15 protein-coding genes are annotated in these 16,563 nt (G+C 48.5%); 10 read left to right on the top strand and 5 right to left on the bottom strand.

The window, feature by feature from the left end; translation table 11 throughout:
* Positions 1 to 57: 57 nt before the first annotated feature.
* Entirely contained in the window at positions 58 to 1,308 is a 1,251-nt protein-coding gene (gene purD / locus ACFPK9_RS13545) for a phosphoribosylamine--glycine ligase (RefSeq protein WP_377095480.1), read from the bottom strand.
* Positions 1,309 to 1,402: 94 nt separating this feature from the next.
* Between purD and ACFPK9_RS13540 the strand changes: the two genes are divergently transcribed.
* From ACFPK9_RS13540 to rlmN, 4 genes are all read left to right on the top strand, one after another.
* Positions 1,403 to 2,143 carry a SecDF P1 head subdomain-containing protein gene (locus tag ACFPK9_RS13540; RefSeq protein ID WP_377095478.1) on the top strand — a complete coding sequence of 247 codons (741 nt, stop codon included), beginning with the start codon at positions 1,403 to 1,405 and terminating at the stop codon, positions 2,141 to 2,143.
* 24 nt (positions 2,144 to 2,167) lie between these two features.
* Positions 2,168 to 2,683 (top strand): hypothetical protein, encoded by a 516-nt coding sequence (locus ACFPK9_RS13535; protein ID WP_377095476.1) that lies wholly within the window; start codon positions 2,168 to 2,170, stop codon positions 2,681 to 2,683.
* A 141-nt stretch (positions 2,684 to 2,824) separates the two neighbouring features.
* Positions 2,825 to 3,136, top strand: coding sequence for a hypothetical protein (locus ACFPK9_RS13530; RefSeq protein WP_377095474.1), 312 nt, complete (start codon positions 2,825 to 2,827; stop codon positions 3,134 to 3,136).
* 63 nt (positions 3,137 to 3,199) lie between these two features.
* Positions 3,200 to 4,291 (top strand): dual-specificity RNA methyltransferase RlmN, encoded by a 1,092-nt coding sequence (gene rlmN, locus ACFPK9_RS13525; protein ID WP_377095473.1) that lies wholly within the window; start codon positions 3,200 to 3,202, stop codon positions 4,289 to 4,291.
* Positions 4,292 to 4,358: 67 nt separating this feature from the next.
* Here the strand turns inward: rlmN and ACFPK9_RS13520 are convergent, their stop codons facing one another.
* The 3 genes from ACFPK9_RS13520 to ACFPK9_RS13510 all read right to left on the bottom strand — a co-directional run bounded on the left by ACFPK9_RS13520 (position 4,359) and on the right by ACFPK9_RS13510 (position 7,266).
* Entirely contained in the window at positions 4,359 to 5,339 is a 981-nt protein-coding gene (locus ACFPK9_RS13520; RefSeq protein ID WP_377095472.1) for a DUF3137 domain-containing protein, read from the bottom strand.
* Complete coding sequence (locus ACFPK9_RS13515; RefSeq protein WP_377095470.1) at positions 5,332 to 5,892, bottom strand: LemA family protein; 561 nt, start codon at positions 5,890 to 5,892, stop codon at positions 5,332 to 5,334. Before ACFPK9_RS13515 ends, ACFPK9_RS13520 begins: the two co-directional genes overlap by 8 nt.
* A gap of 63 nt (positions 5,893 to 5,955) precedes the next feature.
* Positions 5,956 to 7,266 carry an apolipoprotein N-acyltransferase gene (locus ACFPK9_RS13510; protein WP_377096647.1) on the bottom strand — a complete coding sequence of 437 codons (1,311 nt, stop codon included), beginning with the start codon at positions 7,264 to 7,266 and terminating at the stop codon, positions 5,956 to 5,958.
* 463 nt (positions 7,267 to 7,729) lie between these two features.
* Between ACFPK9_RS13510 and ACFPK9_RS13505 the strand changes: the two genes are divergently transcribed.
* Positions 7,730 to 10,882: a carbohydrate-binding protein gene (locus ACFPK9_RS13505; protein WP_377095468.1), complete on the top strand. Its 3,153-nt coding sequence runs from the start codon at positions 7,730 to 7,732 to the stop codon at positions 10,880 to 10,882.
* Between the two features lie 108 nt (positions 10,883 to 10,990).
* Here ACFPK9_RS13505 and ACFPK9_RS13500 read toward each other — a convergent pair whose 3' ends face one another.
* Positions 10,991 to 11,362 (bottom strand): glutaredoxin family protein, encoded by a 372-nt coding sequence (locus ACFPK9_RS13500; RefSeq protein ID WP_377095467.1) that lies wholly within the window; start codon positions 11,360 to 11,362, stop codon positions 10,991 to 10,993.
* Between the two features lie 117 nt (positions 11,363 to 11,479).
* Between ACFPK9_RS13500 and ACFPK9_RS13495 the strand changes: the two genes are divergently transcribed.
* From ACFPK9_RS13495 to ychF, 5 genes are all read left to right on the top strand, one after another.
* Positions 11,480 to 12,826, top strand: coding sequence for a sulfatase-like hydrolase/transferase (locus tag ACFPK9_RS13495; RefSeq protein WP_377095465.1), 1,347 nt, complete (start codon positions 11,480 to 11,482; stop codon positions 12,824 to 12,826).
* A gap of 9 nt (positions 12,827 to 12,835) precedes the next feature.
* The gene (locus ACFPK9_RS13490; protein WP_377095463.1) at positions 12,836 to 13,771 is read left to right on the top strand and encodes a YHYH protein; all 936 of its coding nucleotides are present in this window, start codon (positions 12,836 to 12,838) and stop codon (positions 13,769 to 13,771) included.
* A gap of 104 nt (positions 13,772 to 13,875) precedes the next feature.
* Complete coding sequence (gene rplS / locus ACFPK9_RS13485) at positions 13,876 to 14,226, top strand: 50S ribosomal protein L19 (protein WP_377095461.1); 351 nt, start codon at positions 13,876 to 13,878, stop codon at positions 14,224 to 14,226.
* A gap of 153 nt (positions 14,227 to 14,379) precedes the next feature.
* Positions 14,380 to 15,348 carry a hypothetical protein gene (locus ACFPK9_RS13480; protein WP_377095460.1) on the top strand — a complete coding sequence of 323 codons (969 nt, stop codon included), beginning with the start codon at positions 14,380 to 14,382 and terminating at the stop codon, positions 15,346 to 15,348.
* A 67-nt stretch (positions 15,349 to 15,415) separates the two neighbouring features.
* Positions 15,416 to 16,531: a redox-regulated ATPase YchF gene (ychF, locus tag ACFPK9_RS13475; protein ID WP_377095458.1), complete on the top strand. Its 1,116-nt coding sequence runs from the start codon at positions 15,416 to 15,418 to the stop codon at positions 16,529 to 16,531.
* Positions 16,532 to 16,563 lie beyond the last annotated feature (32 nt).

The raw sequence follows: 16,563 nt of genomic DNA, 5'->3' as shown, positions 1-16,563 counted from the left end.
ACAAAAAAGGCGAGCACTGCTGAAGTGCTCGCCTTTTTCATTTAAATTTCCCTCAACTTAGAAATTGAAAGTGCCGATATCGGTACGGCTCTGCATGCCCGGGAATGTAACTTTCTCAAGCTGCACATAAGCAGCCTCAACAGCAGATGCACGATCCGCGCCACCCGCTACCACAGCGAGTACACGACCACCATTGGTCTCCCACTCACCTTTATCGTTTTTACGAGTCCCTGCATGATACACACGCGCACCTTTGACAGCGTCAAAACCAGTAATTACATCGCCACTGCGGGAAGTCTCAGGATAGCCAGCTGATGCGCGCACAAGGCATACAGACCAACCTTCACCGAAACTAAGAAGGTCCGAATTAAGTGCACCTTTTGCTCCGTCAAAACAGAATTGAGCAAGATCGCCACCAACAATTGGCATCACCGCTTGACACTCAGGATCACCAAAACGGCAATTGTATTCAATAATCTTAGGACCAGCCTCAGTGATCATCAGCCCAAAATAAATAAATCCACGGTACGGAAGGCCATCTTTGACAAGACCATCGACTGTTGGCTTGACGATTTGTTGCTCAATCTGACCAAGTAATTCTTGGCTCACAAGCTGGCGAGATGCCACAGCACCCATACCTCCTGTATTTGGACCGCGATCACCATCGAGCGCACGCTTGTAGTCACGCGCAGGCGTGAAAATTAGGTACTTATCATCGACCACAGCTGCAAACACAGAAACTTCTGGACCTACCAAACACTCTTCCACTAGAAGACGGCCTTCACCAAAACGGCGCTCAACGAGCACTTCATTTAAAAATTCCTCAGCCGTCGCTTCGTCTGGACAAACAGCCACTCCCTTACCAGCAGCGAGACCATCGAACTTCAGCACTGTTGGGTACACACCATTAATGGCTGCGCGAGCCTCCTCAATATTGGCACAGCCAGTCGCAGCCCCCGTTGGAATGTCGTGACGTAGCATAAACTCCTTCGCAAATTCCTTTGATGCTTCAAGTTGAGCAGATTGAAAATGCGGGCCCCAACAAGGAATCCCTTCCTTTTCACAAAGGTTTGCCAGTCCTTCACCTGTCACGAGATAGCTTTCCTCACCAGCAACACAGAGATCAATCTTATTAGTCAACATCCATTTAATCAATTCCTCGAGACCATCAACGTCAACACGAGTCGCTATCTCTGCAATCGCATCACTTCCCGGGAAACTGTAGAGCTCAGTCTCAGTTGGAGATTCGTTGAATGCTGTCAGAAGCGCATGCTCGCGCCCACCTTTTCCTACAACCAAAATTTTCATATCTGCGCCGATTCATACCCACCCCAGCCAAATCGCCAAGACCGAAGTTTGACTTTTCCTCCCTAACATATTTACTCGGCTCATGTCTTTTGCGATGAAATTTATCCCATTTCTCTTCAGTCTCTTTCTCTTCACTAACCTTTATTCCAGTGAAGTCACCCTTTTCTTACGTTCTGACCTAAGCGACAAAAGCGAAGCCTCAATGAAGCAATATGTATCCATCGTGAATGAGCTACTCGAAGAAAACAATATCAAAGCAAATCCAATCACCTATTCCAAGGACTCCCTCAAGTTTCAATCCTCGTCATTAAGGGCAAACCTCAAGCAACTCGAACGCATTTTCACACCAAACAGCTCTGGGTCACCTATTCAATTAGGTATCCACGCCCGTCATCCAGAATGCGATTCACTCACCCAAGCCATTCTGGCCGGAACCCAAGACGCCCCAACCGGCTACAAGCTCGTTCAAATGCAGAACAAAAGCAGCTCAACAAAGTATCTACTCATTTCAGAACCTCATCTCACAGAAAAAGATATCATCAACGCATTTCCTGATCGCAGCACAAACGCTCAAGTCTACATCACTCTTACTAATGACGGAGCTGAAAAAATGAAAAAATTCACCCGTTCCCTAACTTCAGGCAGTAGCTTCATCGTCACCACCTTCAACGGCAAAGCCGTCAACAATGCGATTCTTAACGCAGAAGTACTCTCAAAAAACTTTGTAATCTCTGGACTAGACGACAGGACAGAATGCGAACAACTAGCAAGTAAACTTCTCTCAGCCAGCGCACCTACCCACTTCATCTCCAAGGTAACCGTTTCCTCGCAATAAGAATCAGCTCTAGTTCAGATCAAAATGCAACGTTCAAGAACCTATCTATACTATTGTAAACTCCTTCTCGTCTCTCTCTATTCGCTCACTTCTTGTAATTCAAAACACGAGAAAACAACGCACCCACAAGACCCCGACACCCCGACCCTTTTCGCCCCCTCCGACCTTTCTGAGGCCGAAAAGAAAAAACGAATAGATCAAGCCGCAGCTGACTTGCGTGCTGCCAATATAGAAGCAGACAGAGAGCTAGAACTCATCAAAGCTCGCAAATTCGAACGCGATAAAGCATACGCAAAACAACTAGCTGAATCACGTAAACTCACAGTTGAACAAGCCCGAAAAGATATCAAAGGGATGGAATTAGACTCACTCGATCTGGAAAACGGAGATTCCTTCTCCAAAGTTAAAGTCCTCAGAGCTGATGATATTGGTCTCACCATTTCTCATCGAGATGGTGCTCGTCGCATCAAATACAACGATCTTCCCAAGTTTATTCAAGATAAGTGCCTCTACTCAGAATCAACAGAACCAAGCCCCTAGGAAAACCCAGCACAAAAACCACCCAACCGGCCCCAAAAACAAAGTCACCTCTCAGTGTCCACAGCCCACTCAAATCAACAAAACGCCTAGCAAAACCCGTTCACCTGAGAAAAATGCACCATCAAAAGAAAGTCAGCCAGCTTGGGGGGGAGTATAGCCGTCACCGTCAAGAAGACATACAGCCGCTACATTAATGGCTATGGCAAGGTACATTCTAAGTACTTAAGGGTTGTGTCCAAAGCTAATACAGATGCCTCTTTGTATGACGACGGCAGACGGCTTGCTCTACTAGAATCTGGTAAATGGCATGAGCATTTTATAGAGTCTGATTCTCACGAAAAATATAAAATTAAGTTAGTTGAGAAAAATGGTGGAATTTTAGATTCAGAAATGAACCAACGAAAATCCGGATTAAGTGGAGCCAGAGGTTTAGGCGGTTCTAGTCTCAACTAAATCACTTCGCATTTCTGACGGGATTTTCTCGACAATTGCGCTAAACTGGCAAAAACACGCAACGTGAGCCTTAAACCACAAGCACTTCCTAGCCTCTTAGGCTACACCGCCGACGACCTGACCAAGCTTCTCAAAGAAGAACATGGCCAGCCAGCCTATCGTGTGAAGCAAGCCCTTGAGTGGATCTACACCCATCGCGCCGATTCTGTAGATGAAATGCTCAACCTCCCAGCCGCTCTACGCGACACGCTCAAGCAAAACTTCCGCATGAGCCCACTCGAGCTCGTTCGCGTTCAAGGTTCCGAAGACACCACGCGTAAATTCCTCTTCAAACTCCACGACGGCCGCTACGTCGAAACCGTTCTCATCCCCGCCTCTCCAGCCCTATACGGCGAAAAGTCTGACCGCCACACCGCTTGCGTCTCATCTCAAGTCGGCTGCGCCTACGGCTGTAAATTCTGTGCCTCAGGCCTCGATGGTTTCACCCGCAATCTCACTGCGGACGAAATCGTCGGCCAACTCATGGCAGTTGAAAAACACGCTGGTCGCAAGATCAACAATATCGTCTTCATGGGCATGGGCGAACCCCTCGCTAATTTCAAAAACCTCAACCAAGCCCTCGATATTATCACCGGTCATTGGGGGCTCAATATCGGCGCGCGCCATATCACGATCTCCACCTCAGGACTCGCTCCGATGATTAAAAAGCTCGCGGATCGGCCTCAGCAAATCCGCCTTGCGATCTCGCTCCACGGCGCCACTAACGACACCCGTGACAAGATCATGCCCGTCAACTCGAAGTGGAAAATCGATGAACTCTTTGAGGCGCTTCACTACTATAAATCAAAGTCGAAAAAACGTATTACCTTCGAGTACATTCTCATCAAAGGAATCAATGATGACCTCGAACAAGCAACCATTCTCGCTAAACGCGCCAAATCCCTTGGAGCCCTCGTCAACTTGATCCCCTACAACACAGTCGAAGGCCTAGAGTGGGTGCGCCCAAGCGAAGAGCATTGCTACAAATTCCGCGACATCGTCCGCAACAACGGTGTCACCACCACTCTGCGAATCGAAAAAGGTCACGACATCGACGCAGCCTGCGGACAACTCCGCCTCAAGCAAGAAACCGCAGACGGCAAGATCACCTCGTAAAAACTGGCATCCACCCTCTTTATCCTCTCTTTAAGGCATCCCCAGACACAAAAGCCTCCGAACTGATTCATTTTGTCCAAATCCGAGTATTCAGATTCATGGTCTCCACGACCTCACAGCAGATCTGCATTTCCATTATAAATTCTTCAATCTGCCGCACTTCGTAACTTGGTTTCTTAAAATCGGGCTCAAACCAATTCCCATACGTCGCGAAGAGCATCACAACCTTGGAGTCCTTGAAAGCGAACATCACAGTATCGCCTAACACCTCTCGCAACTTCAATAAACGCTCCTGCATGTCAGGCGTGAGTACATAGCGCACTCCCACTTGATCGCCACCGCGCACCACGAATGCTTTTTCGAACTCGAGATTCTCTAAGTGAATCACATTCCCACCGAGCTTCTGCAGTTTCTTGCCAAACCACCCAAATGTGCGCTCCGCGAAATCAGGTGTCACGGTCGCCCATGTAGAAAATTCCTTATGGAAATCCGCCATAAAAAACACCCCATCAAATAAGGTTTTCCACTTCGTTTGTGTTCTTCCCTCCGAATCCCTCGAGGTATCTTTTCGTTCAGCCTTCACCTCAGAAAAATAAAGCTCGGTCTCACCAACTTCTCCCAGAAATAAATCCTCAGCATGATAGCGATCAATGCGAGAGCTTATTAATCCAGAGCTCTTGAACAAATCCTCTGAGATCCCCTCATGTGGTCGATAGCGCATACCTGGTTGAATAGCCTTGGTCACAGCCGTCAGCACTTTACCCTTATATGCCAAAAGGTATTCCTTTTTGTGTTTCCCAATAAAAACAGCATGTAAGATAAAAAAAGTGATCGTAAACCCCACCACAACAATAAAGGCAACTAAGAACCCCATCTCACTGGTACTCCCAATAAACGCTACAGTTCCCAACCATACTACTGCGGCAACAACTATCAAAGCATAGCCTTTTTGTTGTTTATTTAGAGCCACTTGCCGTTGATCTTCGAGTTCACTTAGCAAACCTGCTTGTTGCTCAATAATCTCCATTACCTGCTCGCGACTAAACATGTTTCACCCCTTCCTCAGAAGCTTCGATCTGAAACCATTCCCGTTTCTTAAACCCAAACATCCCCGCCACCAGACTCGACGGAAACATATGCACGCCATCATTGTACTCTGTAATCGCCGCATTATAGGCCCGTCGCGCAGCCGAAATCTGACTCTCGATCTCCGTTAGATTGTGTTGCAGGTTTATAAACTGCGCATCCGCCTTCAACTCAGGATAACTCTCAGCCAGAGCTATCAAGTTCGGTAATTCCTGAGAAACCTCCCCCTCGCGTCGAAAACGCTCAGCACCATGTGCAGTCTGCGCCAGCGTCCGAGCCACAGTCACTCTCTCAAACATTTCCTTCTCATGCTTCGCATACCCCTTTGCCGTCTCCACCAAACGAAGAATTAAATCCCAACGCTTCTTCAGCTGCACGTCTATCGAACTAAACGCATAGTCAACTGCATTCCGCCGGCTCACGTGCCCATTGTACATAAAAATTAGAGCCAACACCGGAACCCCTAAAACCACCCCAATAAAAACAATGTTAGAATCTGCCAACAACCAAAACATACGCACTTCCTATCCACTTCAGGCAAGCTCCACCATAATAAGTTTCCAAGAATTTTATACCCATCACTGAGTCTTCGCTTTCAACAACTTGATCAGGCAATAAGCAATTGCGAGAGCAGATGTACTTATCCACACCCATGGGAATGTCCAACCGATGCGAGTATAAAATGTATCACCACTCAGCTTTGGCACAGTTGCATACAAGATTCCTTCCTCCATGATCGGAAGCGATCTCACTCGATTACCGAAAGGGTCAATCAGCTGGGTCATCCCAGATCCTGAGGCAACCACAAACCATCGTCTACTTTCTGCCGCTCGATGGCGAAAGAGTTCCGAATGCATGTAATGTTGCCGCTCACCCCAGTGACTCGCATCGAGACTCGGCACTAGAAAAACCTCAGCTCCCGCCTGCGTCATTCGCCGCACCACACCTTCGTAATCATTATCAAAACAGATAGGTGAAGCAAGCGCCCCAAGTGAGGTCACAACGGGTTCGGCCAACTCGCCCTTTTTCCCATCATTGAAAAAATGCACAGGGTGATTTTTGTGATGCTTCCCGATGATACCATTTTCATTCAGCACTACCGCAGAATTATAATGCTCACCATTTTCTAGATCAGTCCGAGCCCCAATAATCACTATGGCACTCCTCTCCGCAGCAAGCTCCGTCAACCTCAGTCGCATTTTATCCGACTGCTCAGGATCAACTTCCAAAGCGTACTCAGGAAAAAGGATAACATCGATATCCTCCTCGCAACTGTCCACAAGCTCTTGATAACGCAGCATCGTGGCAAACTCGGCCTGAAGAGCTAACACTCGCAATGACGAACCTTCAGGCGCAGAGCGCGGAATAAAGCTAGTCAACAAAAGCACAAGCAAGCCCATTCCTCCAAGCCAAGGCTTCCGCAAACACACCAATAACAATCCTAAGAGAACTATGAGTACGCTCATCCCGTACACTCCCACTACTGATGTCAGAAAATGCGGATCAAATCCCAAGCCCGGACTCATCCATGAAAACTTTAGAACAAAAAGTTCTGAACGAATAAACTCAACCGCTCCCCACCAAAGAGCTCCAAAGCTTGCGAGCTTCCACCCACCTTTCCAGCGAGTTTGAGCCAGCCCATAACCGAGCCCAAAGATCGCCGAGAACATTGCTAACACGAGCACTAACGGATAGACAGACCAACTCATCGATTGGAACACATTGGCCAACCACCCCATCGTGCAGCCAAATAAGCAAACGCCATGCAGCAGCCCCAATCGAGTCGCAGCTTTGATTGAAGCTCCAGTCAGGGCCATCATCATTGGCACCCACGCGACTAATGCCAAAGTACTCCATGAAAATGGTGCAAATACAGACACAGCCAGCATAGCACTCAGCAGCACCAATCCGATTCGCCCCCACAATGGTAAATTCCTAGAAAACTCTAACATTCAATCTAAGGAATAGCAGATTCACTCCTCAAGACAATCTATTCTCACTTGTCAATCAATCTGTATTCGAAGCGAAACCTGCACAAATCATCTCAAATACCAAGCGCTTCAGCATGTACTTTATGCAGCAAGTGTCGAGTCACCCACGTGCATTAACGCCGCTACAAAACCATAAATTCGTCATCCTCCCCCTTCAATCCAACCCTCTCTCCACCCTATAACATCAACTTCGAAACTTACAATTTACGTCATAGCTATTCACATAAAACGATAAACACACATTTCATATAGATCATTCACCTTCACACTGTTACAAGGATCGTTAATGCATTTATTTCATTCAATAGATGCATGCTACGCATACTAAACATCTCGTAGCTCAATCGAACCCTACACAAGCATGAAACCCATAACGAACACGCTCCTGCGTTCTATCACACATCTATCCTTTGTCTGTTCCCTACTATCTTCGGCACTGGCTGACATTAACAAAAATTACAGCTATCTCTACTTTGAAAATGGATACCCAACCCGTCTATCATGGAACGGTAACCAAGCAGGCCGCGACAACCCAGATCTAGTAGTTCAAACTGGCTACTATAGCCTCCGCTTAGACTGTGACACAATGCAACTTAGCGGCTTTGACTCCCTCAACGGGTCCGACTACCTATCAGCGCTCAACCAAGACGTCACCAACTTCACCCCCGCTACACTCAATCTCTACGCCTATGTGGGGAACAAACGTTACAAATGCATCTCAGGCATCGTCCAAGACTCCAATGATGCAATGTATGTACGCTTGATTCAAAGCGGTCAATACGTCCAACGCTTTGACCATGTCGGTCTAGTCTTCGAAGCGTCTGACGGCTCCCAACTCTCTTCCAACGGAAGCCTAGAAGTCACAGCATGGGCTGACCACGTCACCTTCCTTCTCGACATGCAAGACGTCCCCGAGGTCACGCGCACCACCGTGCAACTCATCTCCCCTTCAGGGACTCAACACCTGAAAGACACTGCAAATCCAATCGCAAGGCTCTCACTCACTCCGCATTCCGACAGTGCATACGACTCATACAATGTGTCTTCAGTCATCACCTCAGCCCAACGTGATGACACCGGAGCTGCCCTCACTGCCAGCTATGACGATGACGAAGCCGCGTACAAAATTGAAGTCCCTTCGAACTCCATCTCACACGCCACAGAAAAAGAGCGCATTGATGAATTCACCATCACCCTAAACAATCCAACGAATTCGCCCATCCAAGTTCCGCTGATCTTTGACCAACCGAATGTTCGAGCAGTCACTGGTACTGTCATGCTGCTCGCCAACCCTGACGATAATAGCCCCTTGGGAATTCCCGTCCAAATCTCTAAGAACTGGCACAAATCCTTTGAAACGATTCATATGGGAACTTGGCTCCGAGGGTACACAATGATTCCATTGGCTGTTGGTGAATCAAAAACTATCCGTCTTCGTGTTGTCTTTGGCTACTGGGGAGAAGGCACCTTTGGTACGGCGTCACATTCTCAACTCTGCCTCATCGGTTGGAATGTGAAAGCTCCATGGAAATGGGATGAGTCAGCCCTAGGAGCCTGGGGAGAAGCTCTAACCTATGACCCCACACTCCACGCTGGTCGCGCTCACATGGCCGACATCCGCCCCACTTTCACCTATGGCCATAACACTGGCAATGACCACTCTTGGACCGAAAACGCAGGCGGTGGAGACTTTTTAGTGTATTACGATCAGTCGAATAAGCTCCGCTTCACTAAAAAAATGAAAACTTGTTACCAATGGGCTGGCCCCAACCTCACACAAGTTCACTACAGTGGAGTCACAGATGACGATAAAATCCGTTATACTTACACAGTTCGAGGTTCTGGATCACTAGACTACCATCGAAAGTTCCATAAATTTAAATATGAATTCCAGGAAGCTGTCACCCCCACACGCCTTCTCTACTATCAAATGGCTGCGGATAATTACTCCGGCTCCATTTTCACCCATTATTATAGAGGTCACGCAACGGGACTCATGTCTACTTACACTGCAAACCCTGGTGGGAATACCTACAAGGGCGCCCCAATGTTTTTCAAGGATCGCTGGCTATCCATTGATGACACCACCACGGGCGGAGGTCATACAGCGAGCTACCACCGTGGCATCATCCCTCTATCAACCACTCTGAATGGTTCTTCCTTCACGCCTTACATGCACACATACGGTAGAAATTCATCGACCGATAAATTACTCTTTGATTTGAGCGCGCAAGCTGTCGATCGCTCATACGCCGCTGGTGATACCGTCGAGGGTGAAATCGCCTTCCTCATGCCAGCGAAAGACACCTCTGACTACTGGGGTGGAGATACAGAATTTTCAGGGCGTCTTTCCAGCCACACTCAGCCGTGGGAAGCTGTCTATGATGAATTCCGATACAATCGGAACATGAGCGTGTCCATGCACTCTGGTACTCTCCTGCAGAACTACCCGCTAGAGATTAAGGCGACAGAAGCCGCCATCCTTGCCGACTTCACCCTCAACGGAGGTGGCATCGGCCACATCCCTGTCATTTTAAGTGACGTCCCAGACGGTCTAACAGTGAGCGTGCAACGCTTCACCAATGGAGCTTGGGTTGACTACGAAATTGACACCAATGATAACCACGACTTCTACCAGGGTTACTATAACGTCAATGGGAGCATGGATTATGCCTTTAGTTTCAAAAGGCCCTCCTCAAATCTCTCCGCAAGTTGGCGCATGCGCATCATCGCCAACTCCGTGGATTACCAGTACCAAGCAGAGGACTATAGCGCTATCTCGAATTGTACAACGCAGTCCACGAACTCAGGTTACACGGGCTCCGGCTATGTAGACATGGGAGGAAATGGTAGTTACTTCGAGTGGAATAATATTCTAGGAGGAAGCGGTGGCCCTAAAACTCTGGAATTCAGATACGCCATCGGTGGGAACTCTCAGCGTGATTGCACAGTGAGCATCAACGGCACCACTGTTGGTACAGTCTCATTCCCAAGCACAGGCTCATGGACAACATGGGCAACCGCCTCACTCTCTGTCAATTTACCGAGTGGTAATAACCGAATCAGAATCAGTGCAAGCACTTCTGCTGGCGGTCCTAATATCGATAGCATGGAGGCTTTCGCCGACACATTGAATATCCCCGTTTCACAAGCCGAAAACTACTCAGCTATCTCAGGGAGCTCCGTCAAATCAACCAATGCCAACTTCACGGGTTCAGGCTACGTTGATATGGGCGGCGAAGACAGCTACTTCGAATGGGATAACATCTCTGGAGGCACCTACGGAGGGCTTGCTCATATAGATATTCGCTATGCACTGGCGTCCTCATCCAACCGAAGCTGTGATATCAGTGTGAATGGCGTGATTGTTGGCAGTGTCGCATTCCCATCAACGGGAAGCTGGAGCACATGGGCAACAGATTCTATCCCGATTATACTAGAAAGTGGCAATAACACCGTCCGCATCACAGCGAGCACCTCAGCGGGTGGTCCCAATATCGATAAAATTCAGTGATCCCTCTTTCTCATTGAAATAGGACATCAAAAAGCCGCTCTCAAACGAGGGCGGCTTTTCTATGTTAGTTAGAGATAATCTAACACTTAAAACGTGATGCAGATCAGCTTAATCAATAAACTTAATCTTCTGCGTTGCTCCAGGGACTTCCCCACGTGCCATTGCCTCGTGTTGCTCGTCTGTACAGGCGGAATCGGTCGGCGCATCGGCCTCAGCTTCAGAAGGAGTAAGAAGACCATTCTCGATCATCCAAGCTTCTACCTCGTCACCAGAAACATCGGCGAGCATCGTACCATTCACCTCAACACAAGGACTCAGTGGCTGGCCGCTCTTTTGTTCCATTTCCCAACGAAATGCTGGATTCTTAATGATGTCTTTTTCTTCCCATTGAAGGTCGTACTTACGAAGAATCGCACGCACTCCTTCACTCCAACCGCAATAGGTTTTTAGGTAAGCTACAATTTGAATATCTTGGCTCATAATAATTTTATCGATTTGATTGCCCAAAGCCTACATCCGCTTCCGCCACGTGCAACTCTAGATTCACAGCAAGTCAGAATGCTGCAACTTCGGCTCGATTTCTTGGTTTACTCTCCCATGCGCCATTTCCTACTCCTCTCGATTCTCTGCATCCAGCAAGCACTCGCCAAGCAGCAGCCCAATATTATTTTACTACTCTCAGACGACCAACATTGGGATGCCACATCGGTTCCGATGCATCCAGATTTCCCCTCCTCGAGCAAAAAGCATCAAACTCCAAACCTCGAAAAGCTCGCATTGCAAGGCATGCGTTTCTCCGCAGCATATTCCCCCGCTCCCGTGTGCGCCCCCACTCGAGTCAGCATCTTAACCGGCAAGAGCCCAGCAGCGCTTCATTGGTGCAAGGCATCGCCAGTAGTAAAATCCTCCGAAAACACCAAATACCTCGCCTCACCCTCAGCCAAAAACATCAAGGACCCAACCTTCGCTAGCCAACTCCAAAAAGCAGGTTACAAGACCGCCCATTTCGGCAAATGGCACATCGGCGGTGGCGGCCCAGAAGCGCACGGATTCGATGTCAGCGACGGCGATATAGGAAACGAGCAGTCTAGCAAATTCAAAGACCCGAACCCTGTTGACATCGTAGGCATGACCAACCGAGCGAAGTCATTTATCAACTCCACTGTTGAGAGTCCATTTTACCTTCAAATGTCTTACCTCGCTCTCCATTCCCCAGAAAACGCCTCACAAAAGAATAAGGATAAATTTGCCAAACTCTTGCCCAACGACAAAGAACGTTCAGTCCAGCGCATCGCTCTCACCGCTGACCTAGACTCAGGAGTAGGAACACTCATCGATTTTCTTAAAGAAAAGCAGCTACTCGAAAACACCTACATCATCTACATGGCCGACAATGGAGCCAACAGCCGCACCAGCAACCTCCGCGGCGGAAAAGGTTCTCTTTACGAAGGCGGTATCCGCATCCCCTTCATCATTGTTGGTCCTAACATTCCAGCAAACTCTTGGTCGCACACACCTATTTCAGGAATCGATTTCTTCCCGACGTTTTGCAAACTGGCAGGAGCGGGATCACTTCCCGACAAGCTCGAAGGTTCTGACATCACCCCTCTTTTCAACAAACAACTAATCAAGCGCTCAGCCCCCCTCCTTTTCCATTTTCCCCATTATCAAAAGTCACCACCACAGAGTGCTCTCATTGCCGGGAACTATAAAATCCTCTACGATTACGAGAGTCAACACACCTCACTCTACAATATTCACCTAGACCCAGCAGAATCGAACGACTTAAGCACAAAAAATCCAGAATTCGCACACCAACTCAAACAGCAACTCTTTTCTCAACTCACAAACATCAACGCCGCAATCCCTCAGCCAAATCCAAATTTTGACCCATCTAAACCAACTCCAAACTTCGACCCACGTAAACCTCGCCACTCTAAATAAGCTATGACTATGTATAAACTACTTACCCTTTGCATTGCTCTCCCCATCACTCCACAACTCCACGCCCATGACGGCAATCACACCGGCGGAGATGGCTATCGCCACAAAACACCCTCAAAAGTTGAAATTAACACCAGTGGTAAACAGCGCCACATCAAGGCTAATGGCATCGCCAACCATACCACAGGGAAATTTCCGAACACTCGTAACCCACACGCAATCTCAAGCCAAGACTACAGACACCAAGTTCCAGAAAAAGGAGTTCCAGCTAAGCAACTCACTCCACTAGAGAGACAACCCTTCGGTATCGCGATCAACGGAGTACTCTTCGACCCCGGCACAGCTGAATACTGGAACCAAGATCGCTCATCTGGATGGAACTACGAGGCTCTCTCAGGGAAAATTGACCTCGGTGAAGACCGCCACCACGCACACGTCCAGCCAAATGGCGCCTACCACTACCACGGCTTACCCACTGGCCTCATCGAAATTATTCAACAATCTAAAATAGAAAAAAAGCAAATGACTCTGGTCGGATGGGCGGCCGACGGTTTCCCCATTTATGCTAAATACGGCTATATCGACCCAAATAACCCGTCAAAAGGGATCAAAGAAATGCAACCCAGCTACCAGTTAAAAATAGGAAAACGCCCAGGGAGCATCGATCCACAATCCCTCAAAAGAATTCGCCAAACTACCGATTCACCAGAACCTGGCGGCTCATACGATGGCACCTTCGTCCAAGACTATGATTACAAAGAAGGATCAGGTGACCTCGATCAAGCCAACGGCCGCTTTGGTAAAACACCAGAATTTCCAGAAGGTACTTACCATTATTACATCACCTCTGAGTTCCCATTCATTCCACGTTATTTTAGAGGAACCCCCTCCCCAACATTTAAAAAACGCCATACCAGACCACATCATCACACACGAAATCCATAAAAATGTAAAAAATCAGTTGCATTCGCAAACAGAATCCTATAGCAATCCGCCCCCGCACGCACCACTCCGGTGCACCAAACAATTTTCAAAGAAGGACTAATCCGATGAACATCATTGACAAAATCGAAGCTGAACAGCTCAAGGACGAAGTAGCAGACTTCAACGTAGGTGACACACTTAAAGTACACACTCGCGTTGTTGAAGGTGGTAAAGAGCGTATTCAGATCTTCCAAGGTCTCTGCATCGGCCGTAAAGGTTCCTCAGTAAACGCATCTTTCACAGTGCGTAAAATTTCCTACGGCGAAGGCGTTGAGCGTGTATTCCCAGTACACACACCACGTATTGCTAAGATCGAAGTAGTTTCCCGCGGCAAAGTACGTCGTGCTAAGCTTAACTACCTCCGCGAACGTATCGGTAAGCGCGCTCTCCTCGTGAAGTCCGCTGACAACAAGTAATACGCTTCGTTCATCAAATTTCAAAAACGGTCATTGCATACTCGCAGTGACCGTTTTTTGTGTTAACCCAAAATGCTCAAAACTTTTACGCCACTTGAACACAAAAACGAAATGTTCATACCGCTTACCACGTAACAGCTAACACTCATATTCGTGCGCATCCCTCTCTACATCTGCATCCCACTAGCACTCGCCCTCTTCGGCGGGGTTCTTTGGTATGGCGCACACGATATGGATTTCACTATCGAACCTAGCGATACGGAAATCGCCCAAGCCCTCCATCAATGGCAAGCCAAGCACCCACCTCTTCCACCGCGAGAATTCACTCCTGCTAACACAATTCCCAAACAAGCTCCTCCTGCAGCAAATTCGCACCCCGAGACCCCAACAATCCCCCACGGCGACCTCAGCTCAGTACCGAGCCTTGACAACTATACTGATATTTCTGGATTCTCGAGCGACAGCTTTCAACAACTCGCCATTGAACTCGAAGCGAAAGGAAAGCTCCAACACAGTCTACTCGCCTGGGAACGCTCCATCGATCATTGCAACAACGAGCACCCAAACAAAGCGCACAAGGCCATCTCACAACTCCGCAGCGCCCTCCCCATTTGGAATCCTGACAGCGAACAAGCCTTTCCACTAGCGATCCACATCCACGCACCCGAAGCTCAAGCAGCATCCATCGAAACCCTCCGTGACGCGCTATCACAAACCCTGCTAGAATCCTCCAGCTACATCATCACCCCACAGATCCAACTCACCTCTGTAACTCCGCGCGCTGGTTTTCCAGAGCCACCCATCCGAATCTGGCTCAGCTCTACCGATCCAGAACCGAAACTCACCCCGCAGCTCACCTTCCGTTTCAAACCAGAAGAAGACTTCTTTTCTCTCGAGGAACAACTTTACCTCGCCATATACCGCTCCATCTCTGGACACTTCCTCCAAATCGAAGGTATCAAGCCACCTACAACCATCGCCACCCACGATACTGCAAAATTCGCCCTCGAAACTTATCTCACACGCCGCCACTGGCAACTCCTCAGCGACAGTCTGTTTACCGAAACGGAGCCCCCGCGACCAGCCGTGATCATCATTGGAGAGGAATCCGACCAAGAATAAGCGTCAACTTACTCACCCAAAGCGTATTTAGCTTGAATCTTACAGCCGCCTCATTAGCTTGCGCAACATGCTCCAGGCAGGAATCGTAGGTCTACCAAACGTCGGAAAATCCACTCTATTTAATGCAGTTACCCGCACACGCAAAGCGGAGGCGGCTAACTATCCATTCTGTACTATCGACCCAAATGTAGGCGTCGTCACAGTACCAGACGAACGAATCGCCGTTCTTAGCGAGCTTTCTGGCTCTAAAAAACTGATTCCTACAGCCATCGAGTTTGTGGACATTGCTGGACTTGTTGAAGGCGCCTCAAAAGGAGCTGGCCTTGGCAATAAGTTCCTCGCAAACATACGCGAAGTAGATGCCATCGTCCAAGTAGTACGTTGTTTTGAAAATGACGACATCATCCATGAACTCGGCTCAGTCGATCCCGTCCGTGACATTGAAATCATTAACTCAGAGCTAATCCTCGCTGATATCGCAGCTCTAGATAAACGACGCGACTCCCGGGCTAAAAAAGCCAAAGGCGCAGACAAAGAAGCTAAGGCTGAAGTCGCACTCATCGACAAACTCCTGCCACACCTCAACGAAGGCTACCCAGCCATCACCCTAGAACTCTCAGACGAAGAGCGCGAGCTCCTCAAAGACTTTTTCCTCCTCTCCAATAAGCGCTCCATCTTCGCCTGCAACGTCTCCGAAGACGAACTCGCAGCTGCAACGGACAACCCAGACGCACACCCACTCGTCTCCAAAGTCAAAGCCTACGCCGCAGAAATGCACGGCGCAGAATCCATCGTCATCTCAGCTAGCATTGAAGAAGAACTCATGGATCTCGACCCAGAAGAAGCAAAAGAATTTCTCGGCGACATGGGCGTAACCGATTCTGGCGTTTCAACCCTGATCAAAGGTGTCTACCACCTCCTCGGACTCCGCACTTACCTCACCACTGGCGTCCAAGAAACTCGAGCTTGGACCATCACCGCTGGCGACAAAGCTCCTGCAGCGGCTGGCGTCATCCACACAGATTTCGAAAAACAATTCATCCGCGCTGAAGTCATCTCTTACGACGACTACGTAAAACACAAGACCGTCGCAGCAGCACGTGATGCTGGCGCTCTCCGCGCTGAAGGAAAGGAATACGAAGTTCAAGATGGAGATGTCATCAACTTCCTCACCGGCGCATAAGCTGCCGCAACTACACATGATTTGCGAAAAAG

It is taken from the genome of Rubritalea spongiae (genome assembly GCF_042652385.1).
Lineage (GTDB): Bacteria > Verrucomicrobiota > Verrucomicrobiia > Verrucomicrobiales > Akkermansiaceae > Rubritalea > Rubritalea spongiae.
This window is presented reverse-complemented; position numbering and strand designations above follow the sequence as displayed.

Excerpts from the sequence above, each read along its gene's own strand:
- purD (WP_377095480.1), bottom strand. The coding sequence starts at position 1,308 with ATGAAAATTTTGGTTGTAGGAAAAGGTGGGCGCGAGCATGCGCTTCTG.
- ACFPK9_RS13540 (WP_377095478.1), top strand. The coding sequence starts at position 1,403 with ATGAAATTTATCCCATTTCTCTTCAGTCTCTTTCTCTTCACTAACCTT.
- ACFPK9_RS13535 (WP_377095476.1), top strand. The coding sequence starts at position 2,168 with ATGCAACGTTCAAGAACCTATCTATACTATTGTAAACTCCTTCTCGTC.
- ACFPK9_RS13520 (WP_377095472.1), bottom strand. The coding sequence starts at position 5,339 with ATGTTTAGTCGCGAGCAGGTAATGGAGATTATTGAGCAACAAGCAGGT.
- ACFPK9_RS13515 (WP_377095470.1), bottom strand. The coding sequence starts at position 5,892 with ATGTTTTGGTTGTTGGCAGATTCTAACATTGTTTTTATTGGGGTGGTT.
- ACFPK9_RS13510 (WP_377096647.1), bottom strand. The coding sequence starts at position 7,266 with ATGCTGGCTGTGTCTGTATTTGCACCATTTTCATGGAGTACTTTGGCA.
- ACFPK9_RS13505 (WP_377095468.1), top strand. The coding sequence starts at position 7,730 with ATGAAACCCATAACGAACACGCTCCTGCGTTCTATCACACATCTATCC.
- ACFPK9_RS13500 (WP_377095467.1), bottom strand. The coding sequence starts at position 11,362 with ATGAGCCAAGATATTCAAATTGTAGCTTACCTAAAAACCTATTGCGGT.
- ACFPK9_RS13495 (WP_377095465.1), top strand. The coding sequence starts at position 11,480 with ATGCGCCATTTCCTACTCCTCTCGATTCTCTGCATCCAGCAAGCACTC.
- ACFPK9_RS13490 (WP_377095463.1), top strand. The coding sequence starts at position 12,836 with ATGTATAAACTACTTACCCTTTGCATTGCTCTCCCCATCACTCCACAA.
- rplS (WP_377095461.1), top strand. The coding sequence starts at position 13,876 with ATGAACATCATTGACAAAATCGAAGCTGAACAGCTCAAGGACGAAGTA.
- ychF (WP_377095458.1), top strand. The coding sequence starts at position 15,416 with ATGCTCCAGGCAGGAATCGTAGGTCTACCAAACGTCGGAAAATCCACT.